This is a genomic window from Termitidicoccus mucosus (genome assembly GCF_038725785.1).
Lineage (GTDB): Bacteria > Verrucomicrobiota > Verrucomicrobiia > Opitutales > Opitutaceae > Termitidicoccus > Termitidicoccus mucosus.
Window position 1 is genome coordinate 3,592,393 of record NZ_CP109796.1, and the last position, 12,424, is coordinate 3,604,816.

General features: G+C 63.7%; 8 protein-coding genes. 4 read left to right on the forward strand and 4 right to left on the reverse strand.

What is annotated here, in order from left to right; genetic code table 11:
• Window positions 1–86: 86 nt before the first annotated feature.
• From OH491_RS12555 to OH491_RS12565, 3 genes are all read right to left on the reverse strand, one after another.
• On the reverse strand, window positions 87–1,085 hold the full coding sequence (locus tag OH491_RS12555) for an ABC transporter substrate-binding protein (RefSeq protein WP_145928855.1): 999 nt from the start codon (window positions 1,083–1,085) through the stop codon (window positions 87–89).
• A 328-nt stretch (window positions 1,086–1,413) separates the two neighbouring features.
• Complete coding sequence (gene rrtA, locus OH491_RS12560; RefSeq protein ID WP_145928854.1) at window positions 1,414–2,058, reverse strand: rhombosortase; 645 nt, start codon at window positions 2,056–2,058, stop codon at window positions 1,414–1,416.
• A gap of 281 nt (window positions 2,059–2,339) precedes the next feature.
• The gene (locus tag OH491_RS12565) at window positions 2,340–4,439 is read right to left on the reverse strand and encodes a VIT and vWA domain-containing protein (protein ID WP_068770954.1); all 2,100 of its coding nucleotides are present in this window, start codon (window positions 4,437–4,439) and stop codon (window positions 2,340–2,342) included.
• 247 nt (window positions 4,440–4,686) lie between these two features.
• Between OH491_RS12565 and OH491_RS12570 the strand changes: the two genes are divergently transcribed.
• Entirely contained in the window at window positions 4,687–6,225 is a 1,539-nt protein-coding gene (locus OH491_RS12570; protein WP_068770953.1) for a sigma-54-dependent transcriptional regulator, read from the forward strand.
• Window positions 6,226–6,387: 162 nt separating this feature from the next.
• Entirely contained in the window at window positions 6,388–7,746 is a 1,359-nt protein-coding gene (locus OH491_RS12575; RefSeq protein ID WP_068770952.1) for a UDP-glucose 6-dehydrogenase, read from the forward strand.
• 246 nt (window positions 7,747–7,992) lie between these two features.
• Here OH491_RS12575 and OH491_RS12580 read toward each other — a convergent pair whose 3' ends face one another.
• Window positions 7,993–9,252, reverse strand: coding sequence for a uracil-xanthine permease family protein (locus tag OH491_RS12580; protein WP_068770951.1), 1,260 nt, complete (start codon window positions 9,250–9,252; stop codon window positions 7,993–7,995).
• 358 nt (window positions 9,253–9,610) lie between these two features.
• Here OH491_RS12580 and OH491_RS12585 point away from each other — a divergent pair, with 358 nt between their 5' ends.
• Together OH491_RS12585 and OH491_RS12590 are read left to right on the forward strand one after the other, a co-directional pair.
• Entirely contained in the window at window positions 9,611–10,831 is a 1,221-nt protein-coding gene (locus OH491_RS12585) for a nucleoside monophosphate kinase (protein ID WP_068770950.1), read from the forward strand.
• Window positions 10,832–11,346: 515 nt separating this feature from the next.
• Window positions 11,347–12,402, forward strand: a complete 1,056-nt coding sequence (locus tag OH491_RS12590; RefSeq protein WP_068770949.1) for an NAD-dependent epimerase/dehydratase family protein — start codon at window positions 11,347–11,349, stop codon at window positions 12,400–12,402.
• Window positions 12,403–12,424: the final 22 nt, after the last annotated feature.

The following is a 12,424-nucleotide window of genomic DNA, read 5'->3' on the forward strand; positions in this document are numbered from 1 at the left end:
TGAATGGAGGGGAGAAAGAGGAAAGAGAAAGAATAAAGAGGAAAGAACTTTTAAGGAAATCTCGAAAAGGCGGAGGACTTTTCTTTTTACTTCAAGGCGTCGGCCGTGACCGATGCGTCTATATAAGCCGGGACATCCTGCGCCTTCTTATACACGCTGTTTTTGACATTAAAATCGTCCGCTATCACCGACGATCCGAGGATGGAATCGAACCCCTTGCTCGTGGAGGAAAGATATTTGTAGCCCTCGGCCAGCGTGAGGAAATGCGTGCCGGGCATGAATTGCTCGTAATCCTTGGCCGACACCCCCGCGCGGGCGGCCATTATCTTGATGCCATCGGCACGGGTTTTCGGGTCGGCCAGATAGGCCACGACCTTGTCCCAAACCTTCACGAATTTCACCCAGTCGGCCCGGCGTTGGGCGAGGCTTTGGGGCGTGGCGACCACCATGTCGTAAATCAGGCCGGGCTCGTCCGCGCTCGAATAAACCACCGTGGAGCCGGGCACCGCCTTGAGGGCCTGCCCGGAGTTTGGCTGCCAGGCCGCGACCGCGTCCACCTGCCCGGAGGCAAGGACCTGCGGGGTTTGGTTGGTGGGGGTGGGCACGAGTTCGACATCCGCCTCGGTCATCCCGTGTTTTTTGAGGCCGTTCAGCAGCAGGAGATGATCGACAAAGCCGATTTCGACGGCGATCTTTTTCCCCTTGAGTTCCTTGAGCGACTTTATGCCCGGACGGGCGATGATCATGTCGTTTCCGTCGGAATAGTCCGTGAGGAGAATCATGATATTCTTCGCCCCGCCCGCCCCGGTCACGAGGGAATCGCCGTTGGTCACGGTGACGGCGTCCACCTGGCCGGCGATAAACGCTTCCATCGACGGACCGTATTCGAACCACAAGAGATCGACCTCGACGCCGGCTTCCTTGAACCAGCCCTTTTGTTCGGCAATGGCGAGGGCGGTCCAGCCGGGATAATCGGAATAGGCGACTTTCAGGGGCGCCGCGGGCAGAACCGCGGAACCCAAAACGAATGCGCACGCGGCGCAGAGGACGTGGCGGAGGAAGCGTGAAGGATTCATAATGATCATGATTCGGTGTTACAAAATTTCAATTTTGTGTTACGCGAATCAGAAAGCATACCCTGTGCCATGCGCAACCCATGCGCAAAAACAAGCGGCGCGCCAAAGACCCCGGAAAGCGAAAGGGTTAGGCGCGGGATGGCCGGAGCGCCCGGCCGCCAATACCAATTGGACACTTTGAAAAATCAACCTCCACAAGTTCCACGGTAGGGAGGCCTCTCCGAGACCTCCGTCACCACTTCAACCCTCCAATGAAATTCCAAACCGCCCTCTCCGCCCGACGGAGGCCTCGGAGAGGCCTCCCTACCGCCTACGGCTATTTTTTCAAAGCGGCCTTTTATGGAGAACCAGGCGCCCGCGATGCCGTCGCGGATTGAACCGTTCCGTCCCGGCGCCGCGTGGCGGGTTGGCGAAGGAATGGTGTCATGGTGACGAGCGCGCCGGTAAGGACTCCGGCAAGGTGCGCGAGGGGGACAGGTGCAAACGCGGTGGTCGCGCCGACAAAGAAGGCGGTGCCGGTGGCGAGTTCGTAGGCGCATTTGGCGAGCGCAGCCGCAAAGGCGAGCACGGCGAGGGCAAGGGTGAAGTGATGCCGCGCGCGCAGGCCGTCGCGAAAAAGGTGCCCGACGATCACGCCGTAGGCGGCGCAGTCGAGCCCGGAGAGACCGCGATAATGAGTGAAGTGCGGCTGGAGCGCCCAGACGAGGAGCGTGATGGCGGGCGCGGAAACGGCGAGCGCGGCGAGCCAGTCGCGGCGGGATTTGCCCTCGGCCATCGTGCCGAGGAGCAGCAGCGCGAAAACGTCCCAACGCAGGTGCGAGACGCCGAAGTGCGTGAGATGCGCGGTGAGGAACCGCCAGAGTTCGCCGCGCGCAATGGCGTCGCGGTCGAATTGGAGGGCGTCGGTGAACGCGGGCGGCAGCGCGGCGGCGAGCAGGGCGAGCGCGGCGAGGGCGAGGGTGACAAGGGGGAAACGGCGCATGGCGGAAAAGTTGAAAGGCAAGGGCGCAAGGAGGGCTGGCTGAGGATGCCAGATTGTCTGTCTAATCCGTCTTCATCCATGCCATCCGTGATCAACCTCTTTGGTCGTGGCTACGCCACGCTGGGGTTGGTGTGTTTTCAAGATTGAGTGGTTGTTGTGCGACCGAAAGTGCCGGCATGCGGGCGGCGCGGGCTTGTTGCCCGCGCCGCTCAATCCGACGGCTTCGCCGTCTGCCGGCTGGAAGCCGGCGCTCCCAGTCGCTGACGCGGTTTCGCGAGGGCTCAGTCGTCGCGCGATTTTTGAGCCATCGCGCGGCGGCCGAGCCAGGCGGCCCAGGCGAGGAAGGCGAAGAAGAGCAGGAAGGCGATGTCCGTGGACTCCAGCGCGCCGCCTCCACCGCCGCCGAAACCACGGGAGCGGCTGACGTGGGGAGCGGGCGCGGAGTAAGCGGGCTGGTTCGCGTCAACCTGGTAGTTGGTCGCGACGGTTTGCGCGCGGGCGCTTTGGGCGGCGCGTTCGAGGGCGGTGCGGTCGCGGTTTTTGCGGTCGATACCGCGGGCGTCGTGGGTGGCGTCGTCGAGCACGACCATCGCGGTGTGGTCGGTGACGAGCTGGTAGGCCACGCCGAGGTTCGTGATGGCGTCCTTCGCCTCGGCGGCGGGGGTCTGGCCGATGGCTTCCTTCAGCTCGATTTGCTCGATTTGGGCGAGGGCCCAGAGGCGTTCGAGTTCGGGATTGGCGGTGTCGGTTTCGGGGAAGTCGAAGGTGGTGGTGTAGGTTTTGTCCTCGCCGGTGAGGCGGGCGTTGAGGGTGAGGGTGGCCTTGCCGGGTTTGTCGTAGCGGCCGAAGAGGACAAGCTGCTGGCCGTGGTAGATTTTTTGCGGGTTGTCCCCGGTGAGGTCGGTGGTGCCGCCACCGGAGAACTTGAAGGTGGCGTGGTGGAGGGCTTCGTGGGTGATCTTCGATTTGGCAAGGAGGAGCTGGCCGACGATGTCGTCGTCGTTGGAGACGCCGGCGTAGAAGCCGCCGGTGGCGTCGGCCATGGCGCGCATGAGGGGCCAGTTGGTGGAATTGCCCATGAGGAAGCCGAAGAAGCGGATGTCGTGCTGCTTGAGGAGGGCGTGGAAGGCGCGCGGGTCAACGATGCCCTGGTTGGTCACGCCGTCGGTGACGAGGACGAGCGAGGTGGCGCGGTCGGCGTCGAGCCGGGTGAGCGCGACTTGCAGGCCGGCGTAGATGTTGGTGCCGCCGGAGGGCGCGAGGGAGCGGACGAGGGTGATGGCGTTCCGGACGTTGTCGGGCGTGGCGGGCGTCCAGGGAAGAAGCTCGCGGGCGTTGTTGTTGAAGGTAACGATGCGGAAGCGGTCGCCGGGGGACATCTTGCCGAGGGCCTGGGTGATGCCGTTGGCGAGCGTGGCGATTTTGCCCTGCATGGAGCCGGAGACATCGAGCACGTAGGTGTAGTCGGCGCCGCGGGTGATGGGCTGGAGGTCGAGCCCGGGCGTGACGACGGCCATGAAGGTGCCGGGCTTGCCGGGCGCGGCGCGGTAGGGAACGACTTCGACGCGGCCGGGGAGGTCGGCGGCGAGGCGGTAGTAGAGGACGAAGTCGCGGGCGAGCTTCGCGCCGGCGCGGTCGAGCGCGAACCGGTAGTGGCCTGTATCCAGTTTTTGGATAACAGATTCATTCTCGAAGCCCGGCGCGCGGAGGTCGTCAATGGGCCAGGCGGATTTCAGCTCGACGTTGATGGAGAGGCGGCCCTCGACTTGGGTGTTGGCGGGCTGCCAGAAATTCTGCGCGCGGTCGTCGGTGCCGCCTTCCTCAAGCGGGTAGAGGTAGCGGCCGACGCCGGTGTCGATTTCGAGCGGCTGGTAGTAAACGAAACGCAGGCGGGTCTCGGCGCCGGCGCGGACGGGCGAGACGCGGAATTCGTAGGTCTGGAAGGTGTTCTTGGCGGCGAGGCCGGCGTCGTTGCCGCGAGATTTTTCCTCGTTGTAGATGGTCTCGGCCGCGGCGCGCGGGAGCACTTCGCCGTTCAGCGTTTTTTCGCCGGCCTGGATGGTGACTTCGGAGAGGCTGGCGCTTTTCGGCACGGGAAAGGCGTAAACGGCCTCGAGGTCGGCGGCGTTGGGATTGAAAAAGGTTTGGAGAACTTCGGTCTGGGCAAAGCCGTTGTTGATGGTGACGTTGACCTGATGGTCACGAATCTGGATCGTGGCGGCGGACGAGCCGACGGGCGTGAGGGTGCCGGCGGCATGGAGGCCGGTCATCACGCCGAGCAGCGCGAGCATGGCGGCAAACGCGGCGAGAAAAGAGAGCCAGCGGAATGCGCGGTGAGCGCGGACAAGGTTGGGAGCGTAGGTGCGGGATGTGGTTTTCATGACGAATGCACCTATTGCCGGAGTCATGCCAGCAGAAAATCATTCACACATAATAAATTAATAAACAATATGATATGATTTAAATCGGGTATATTCCTGGCCTGCGTGATTGACAAAATATGACTATCATTTGTCATTTTTTGATGACAAATAAGGCGAACCACTAGATAGCCACAAAAATGCACAAGAGGCACAAAACAATCACTCAATCCTGTGTCTCTTTGCGGCTATTAAAACCAAGGTTTTTATGAGACGGTTGTTTTCCGACGAGGAGCTGGCGTTTGCGGACTGCGTGGGACGGGTGAACCGGGCGAATCCGTTTTTGCCGGAGCGCATCGAATGGGAACGCAAGGCGCTCGGGGCGGAATTCGCCGAGGCTGCGGCGGACTGGAACGTGCAGTCGCACGCAAAAACGCTCCCGAACCCGAACCTCTCCCGCCTGCTGGAGAGAGCCTGTGTATTGACGGAACGGATACGGACCGACTGGCCGCGCAACGGACGGGTGACGCGCGCGGAGGGCGAGGCGCATGTGGCGCTCGTGGCGTTCCGGATTTTTCACGCGTTCGCGGAGCGGTTTGACGGGCTGATCCGCGAGGGCGAGGCGCGACGGGCGCGGGGCGGCGGCGAGCCGCCGGGACGGGTGCGGTTTTTCGCCGAGGCGCGCGCCGAGATGGAGCGGCTGCTCGCCGTGCCGGGGCTGCGCCTGATCGGGGAGACGGGCGCGGTGGAGCACTTTTTCGCGCTGGCGTTTCAGATGCGGCGGGCGTTCTTTCATATTTTCGGCGCGCTGGCGGGTGGATCGGCGCCGATGGCGCGGCTGCGCGCGGCGATCTGGCAGTCGATTTTCACGCACGATTTTACGCGCTACCGGCGGACGCTTTTTTCCCGGATGGGGGATTTCGCGACACTGGTCATCGGGCCGTCGGGCACGGGCAAGGAACTGGTGGCGCGGGCCATCGCGCTGTCGCGCTATGTGGCGTTTGACTCGAAACGCGGAATGTTCGCGGAAGATTTCGCCGGGGCGTTTTTCCCGCTCAACTTGTCCGCGCTGTCGCCGACATTGATCGAGTCGGAATTGTTCGGGCACCGGCGGGGGGCGTTTACGGGCGCGCTGGCGGACCGGGCGGGCTGGATGGAGGTCTGCCCGGCGGCGGGCGCGGTGTTTCTGGACGAAATCGGCGACGTGGACGCGGGCATCCAGGTGAAGCTGCTGCGGGTGTTGCAGGCGCGGACATTCCAGAGGCTGGGCGACACGGAGTCGCGGGTGTTTCAGGGGAAAGTCATCGCGGCGACGAATCGCGACCTGCCGGCGGAGATTCGCGCGGGGCGCTTTCGCGAGGATTTTTATTACCGGCTTTGCTCGGACGTGGTGCGCACGCCGTCGCTGCGCGAGCAGCTCGACGGGGCCGGCGCGGGCGAGCTGGCGTCGCTGGCGGAGCACGCGGCCCGACGGCTGGTGGGCGCGGGCGAGGCGGAGGCCTTCGCGCGCGAGGCGGTGGCGTGGATGACAAAAAACCTCGGCGCGGACTACGCGTGGCCGGGAAATTTCCGCGAACTGGAGCAGTGCATGCGAAATCTGCTCGTGCGCGGCGAATACCGCCCGGCGGGGCCGCTCGCGGGCGGGGCGGCGGACGACTGGAACGCGCTCATCGGCGGCGGGCGGCTGACGGCGGAGGAACTCCTGCGGCGCTACACGCGGCTGGTGCATGCGCAGGCCGGCACGGTGGAGGAGACGGCGCGGCGGCTCGATCTCGACCGGCGCACGGTGAAGGCGCGGCTGGGATGAGCCGGACGGCACCTCATTTCGGATGATTTATGTTCGTCAATGAAATACGAAATTCAGCCGCCTTCCTCGTAATTTTCACTGTAGGTGAAACCCCCAAGACCCACTAGGGCGAATTCCTCCTTGGATTTGGCACGGGGCGTGGTCAAGGTTCCCGCGAACACTATGAAAATCTGCTGCATTGGCGCCGGTTACGTCGGCGGGCCCACGATGGCCATGATTGCGCTGAAAGCGCCCGACATTCAAGTGACCGTGGTTGATTTGAACGAGGCGCGCATCGCCGACTGGAATTCCGACGCGCTGCCGGTCTATGAGCCGGGGCTCGAGGAGGTGGTGAAACAGAGCCGCGGCCGGAACCTGTTTTTCTCCACCGACGTGACGAAGGGCATCCGCGAGGCGGACATCATTTTCGTGGCGGTCAACACGCCGACCAAAACCTACGGCGTGGGCGCGGGCGCGGCGGCGGACCTGCGCTTCATCGAGTCGGTCGCGCGCAGCATCGCCAAGGTGGCCACGGGGCCGAAGATCATCGTCGAGAAATCGACCATCCCGGTGAAGACCGCCGAGACGATCAAGGAAATCCTCGCCGCCAATTCCAACGGGCTGAAATTCTCCGTGCTGTCGAATCCCGAGTTTCTCGCCGAGGGCACGGCGGTGCAGGATTTGGTCGCGCCCGACCGCGTGCTCATCGGCGGCGAAAACACGCCCGAGGGCCAGGCCGCGCTCAAGGCGCTCGCCGATGTGTATGCGCGCTGGGTGCCGCGCGACCGCATCATCACGACCAATCTCTGGTCGTCGGAACTCTCGAAGCTCGTGGCCAACGCGTTTCTCGCGCAGCGCATCTCGTCCATCAATTCCATCTCGGCGCTCTGCGAGGCGACCGGCGCGGACGTGGACGAAGTGGCGCACGCGATCGGCCGCGACAGCCGCATCGGCCCGAAATTCTTGAAGGCCTCCGTCGGCTTCGGCGGCTCGTGCTTCCAGAAGGACATCCTGAACCTCGTGTATCTCTGCCAGCATTTCGGGCTGCCGGACGTGGCCGCGTATTGGGACCACGTGGTGCGGATAAACGATTACCAGAAGCACCGTTTCTCCGCGAAAATCGTCCGCACGCTTTTCAACACGGTGGCCGACAAAAAAATCGCCGTGCTCGGCTTCGCCTTCAAGAAAGACACTAACGACACGCGCGAATCCGCCGCCATCAACGTGTGCCGCGACCTGCTGGCCGAGCAGGCCAACGTCGCCGTCTATGACCCGAAGGTGCCCGCCGCCGAGATCATCGCGGACACGCTCGGCAAGGGAAACGCCAACCCGCGCCTGACCGTGGCGCAGACCGCCTACGAAGCCTGCGAGGGCGCGCACGCCATCGCGGTCGTGACGGAATGGGACGAGTTCAAGACGCTCGATTTCGCCAAAATCCACGCGGGCATGCCGAAGCCGGCGTTCCTGTTCGACGGGCGAAACATCCTCGACCTGGCGAAGCTGCGCGAGACCGGGTTCCGGGCGTTCGGCATCGGCAAGTGAAAAGGAAACACGGGCTGCGAGCCCGTGGATTCGAGTGGCATGGGCTTGGAAAGTAGCACGGGCATCTTGCCCGTGAACGGCGAAGCCGTCGTAGGGCCTGACCTTGTGCCGCGAACACCCTGCCGCGTCCGCCTGCGCTCTCGCCAATCGCGGCGCGACGCAAGGTCGCGCCCTACCTCGTGGCACGGGCGTCCCGCCCGTGTGGTTTGCGTGGCCCGGACGGCTTGTCCCTGCCACGGCGCGATGTCACGCCTGCCCGTCTTCGTTTTCCCTGGCCGCCTTGGGCAGGATCAAGTTCAGCACGATGCCGAGGATGCCGGCCAGCCCGATGCCCTCCAGCGCGAAGGAGCTCTTGTCGCCGATCACCATGCCGCCGATGCCGCACACGAGGATGAGCGACACGATGGTCATGTTGCGCGGTTCGAGCAAATCCTGTTTCGCGCGCACCAGCGTTTGCAGGCCCACGGTGGCGATGGCACCGAAAAGCAGCGTCATGATGCCGCCCATCACCGGCACGGGGATCGACGCGAGCACCGCCCCCACCTTGCCGACGAACGCCAGCGCCACCGCCGTGATCGCGGCCCAGGTCATGATCGCCGGGTTGAACGCCCGCGTGAGCGCCACCGCTCCGATCACCTCGCTGTAAGTCGTGCAGGGCGGACCGCCGAACAGGCCCGCCACCGAGGTTGCCAGCCCGTCGCCGACCAGACACCGATGGATGCCGGGATCGGCCACGTAGTCGCGTCCGGTGATCTGGCTGATGGCCTGGATCGCGCCGTAATGCTCGATGATGGGCGCGAGCGCGACGGGCGCGATGAACAGGATCGCGGACAGGTTCCACACCGGCGCGGTGAACGACGGCACCGCGATCCACGCGGCGGCCTTGATGGCCGTGAAATCGACAAAACCGAACGCCACCGACGCCACATAGCCCGCGCCGATGCCGCACAGGATCGGCAGCAGCCGCAGCATCCCGCGTCCGCGCAGCGAGACGAGGATCATCGTGAGCAGCGAGATGCCCGCGATGACGAGCGCCTGCCACGCCGGGATCGTGCAGCCGGGCGTCCGGCCCATCGCCATCGATGCGCCCACCGGCGCGAGCAACAGGCCGATCACCATCACGACCGGGCCGATGACGACCGGCGGAAGGATTTTTTGCAGGAACCCGATCCCGCGCCACTTGATCAACGCACCCACGATGAAATACATGACCCCGGCGCCGATCAACCCGCACAACGTGCCGGGGATGCCCCATTGCTGCACGCCCGCGCTGATCGGCGCGATGAACGCGAAGCTCGACGCGATGAACACCGGCACTTTCCCGCGCGTGACGACCTGATAAATCAGCGTGCCGAGGCCGGCGGTGAAGAGCGCGACATTGGGGTTCAGCCCGGTGAGGATCGGCACGAGCACCAGCGCACCGAAGGCCACGAAGAGCATCTGTGCTCCGACGACGGCGTCGCCGAAACGGAATTTATAGTCGGGTGAAGAGGCGTGTTTTTTCATGCGGGAAAGACTTGGGGGGACAATCGGAGGTTTTGGACGAGGCAGGACAGCCGGCGCCGCTCCACCACTCGCTTCCCTCCCCCCGCCGGAATCTTTCTTCTTTCCTCCTTATCTTTCTCTTTCTCCCTGTCCGTTCCTGACGAAAGAGAAAGATAAAGAGAAAGAGGAAAGAAAAATCCCGGTGCGGCGGTCTCACTTTGGGCCGCAGTCGGAGGAGGTTTCACGGGGTGGAAGCCGCGCAGCCGGGACCAGAGCTAGCCTCTCCCCCGTGCCGGGAAAAGCCAGAAACTCGCTTAAAATGAATTTCTTTTGTGGAATCCTGCCGCGTAATCCGCTTTGTTCCACCTCTTTTCCGGTCATGACTCCCTCCAATAATTCCTCCGATGCCGCCAAGAATCCCGCCAACGGACGCGGCGCCGATCTCGAGATCAAAGACGCGCAACTTATCTTCGATGCCGCGTGGGAGGATCTTGAGGATCATTACGGCCGCGAAAACCTGCGCTTCCCGAAGGAACTCATCCTGCTCGGCGGCGCGCCCGGCGCGGGCAAGGGCACCAACACCGCCTTCATCCTGAAGGCGCGCGGGCTCACCTGCCCGCCCATCGTCATCAGCGCACTGCTCGACACGCCCGAGGCCCGCCGCATCAAGGACACCGGCGGTATGGTCGGCGACCGCGAGGTGATCGGCATCCTTTTCCGCGAGCTGCTCCGGCCCGAGTATCGCGACGGCGTCCTCCTCGACGGATTTCCGCGCACGAAAGTGCAGGTGGAGTGCCTGAAAATGCTCGTCGGCAAAATGCACGAGCTGCGCCATGAGTTTTTTCACACCCCGATCGGCATCCATTTCCGCCACCCCACGATCCACATCATGGTGCTCTTCGTGGATGAAAAGATCAGCGTCGAGCGTCAGCTCAAGCGCGGCCGCGAGATCCTCGCGCACAACGAGGAAGTCCGCCGCACCGGCATCGGCGAGCTGCTGGAGGAGCGTCCCACCGACTACGACGTGCCGCTCGCGCAGCGCCGCTACCGGGTTTTCAAGGACCAGACCTGGGCCGCGCTGCAATCACTGAAGGAGATCTTCCACTACCATTTTGTCGATGCGCAGGGGTCGTTGGACGAAGTGGAAAAGAACATCCTGCAGGAACTCGATTATCAAAGTTCGCTCGAGCTCGATCCGCGCACGTTTGACCGGCTGCGCTGCCTGCCGGAGGCGCGCGAGATCACCCTTCACGCACGCCAGGAACTGGTGAAGCGGCTCGATTCCTACGAACTGGAGAACACCGAGCTGTTCGCGAAGGTCGTGGCATTTATCGACAAGAAGATGATGCCGATCATCCGCAGCCATGCGATCTCGGGCCGCTCGTTGATCAACACGGAGGACCCGCTGCTCGACAACCCGCTCGCGATGACGATGCTCATCGACGTGTTTTCGGAGCGCGGCTACCATGCGGTCATTGACCTGAGCAGAGTCGAGACGCCCGAGCGGGTTGACCTGGCGACGGGCGCGATTCAATGCCGCCTGAAGAAAGTCTTCCACATCACGGTCAATTTCCGCGGGTCCGAGATTCGCCGCGGATGAGCGAGAGCCCGCGCGCGGCAGCTTGAGTTCAGGGCATTCCCTGACCCCCGCGCCACCTTCTCTCTGGGTCCGAACATCCAGATGACATGGCTCTTTTGCGCCGCCCTGCCGGGTCGAGTGGCACGGGCGACTCGCCCGTGCGACGGCGCTCCGCGCCGCCCTCCCCAAAAAACATGGGCGGGGACGCCCATGCCACGCAATCCGCAGCCTTCCGGCTGCGCCGCCAAATCACCGATCTGATTCGCCACTGGCCCGGTCAACGTGAACGATTCATGGCAGATAGAGCTTTTAAAAAATCCGTGGCCGCATTCATAGATGGAGGGACGATCTCCGTGTCGCCCCCGCTCCAAAGCGGACGGCACGGAGGCCGTCCCTCCGATTCAAGTATCGATCTCAGTTTAATTTGATATGCGCTCGTCTCATTGTGTGCATTCCCCTCCCCTCTTCTCTCCCAACAGATTTTTGTTCGCGTCACGTCCTTTTTTAATTTGTGTTGATTTTTTTGTAAATCACCCATGCCCAAAACGCTGTTAGTCACCGGTTCGTCCGGTCTCATTGGTTCGGAAGTGTGCGCTTATTTTGCGCGCGAGCTTGGCTACGCTGTCCACGGCGTGGACAACAACCAGCGCGCGGTCTTCTTCGGTCCGCAGGGCGACACGCGCTGGAACCAGGCGCGGCTGGCGCGCGAGCTGCCGGGTTTCCGCCATCATGAGCTGGACATCCGCGACCGGGCCGGCGTGCTGGCGCTGGTGCGGGAGCTTCGCCCCTCGGTCATCGTGCACACCGCCGCGCAGCCCTCGCACGACCGCGCCGCGGCGATTCCCTTCGACGACTTCGACACCAACGCCGGGGGCACGCTCAACCTGCTGGAGGCGGCGCGCCAGGCCTGCCCCGAGTCGCCCTTCATCCACATGTCTACCAACAAGGTTTACGGCGACGCGCCCAACCGCATCGCGCTCGCCGAGCTGGACACCCGCTGGGACTACGCGGACCCGGCCTACGCGCACGGCATCGCCGAGACCTTCACCATCGACCAGTCGAAGCACTCGCTTTTCGGCGCCTCGAAGGCCGCCGCCGACATCATGGTGCAGGAATACGGCCGCTACTTCAACCTGCCCGCCTGCGCGCTGCGCGGCGGCTGCCTGACCGGCCCGAACCACTCCGGCGTCGAGCTGCACGGCTTCCTCTCCTACCTCGTGAAGTGCAATCTCGAGGGCCGCGAGTACAAGGTCTTTGGATACAAGGGCAAGCAGGTGCGCGACAACATCCACTCGCTCGACGTGGCCCGCTTCATGGCCGCCTTTGCCGCCGCGCCCCGGGCCGGCGAGGTTTACAACATCGGCGGAGGCAAGGCCAACTCCTGCTCCATCCTCGAAGCCTTCGCGCTGGTGGAAAAGCACAGCGGCAAAAAACAAATCCACACCTACGTGGAGCAAAACCGCGCCGGCGACCACATCTGCTACTACAGCGATCTGCACAAGATGCGCGCCCACTATCCCGCGTGGGACATTTCCGTCTCCCTCGACGAGACCATCCGCCAGATCGTCGAGGCCCACCGCGCGCGCCTGTGAAAACGGCCGTCCTCATATATGA

Bases quoted from the DNA above. Each gene is read 5' to 3' on its own strand.
- OH491_RS12555 (WP_145928855.1), bottom strand. From the start codon at position 1,085: ATGATCATTATGAATCCTTCACGCTTCCTCCGCCACGTCCTCTGCGCC.
- rrtA (WP_145928854.1), bottom strand. From the start codon at position 2,058: ATGCGCCGTTTCCCCCTTGTCACCCTCGCCCTCGCCGCGCTCGCCCTG.
- OH491_RS12565 (WP_068770954.1), bottom strand. From the start codon at position 4,439: ATGAAAACCACATCCCGCACCTACGCTCCCAACCTTGTCCGCGCTCAC.
- OH491_RS12570 (WP_068770953.1), top strand. From the start codon at position 4,687: ATGAGACGGTTGTTTTCCGACGAGGAGCTGGCGTTTGCGGACTGCGTG.
- OH491_RS12575 (WP_068770952.1), top strand. From the start codon at position 6,388: ATGAAAATCTGCTGCATTGGCGCCGGTTACGTCGGCGGGCCCACGATG.
- OH491_RS12580 (WP_068770951.1), bottom strand. From the start codon at position 9,252: ATGAAAAAACACGCCTCTTCACCCGACTATAAATTCCGTTTCGGCGAC.
- OH491_RS12585 (WP_068770950.1), top strand. From the start codon at position 9,611: ATGACTCCCTCCAATAATTCCTCCGATGCCGCCAAGAATCCCGCCAAC.
- OH491_RS12590 (WP_068770949.1), top strand. From the start codon at position 11,347: ATGCCCAAAACGCTGTTAGTCACCGGTTCGTCCGGTCTCATTGGTTCG.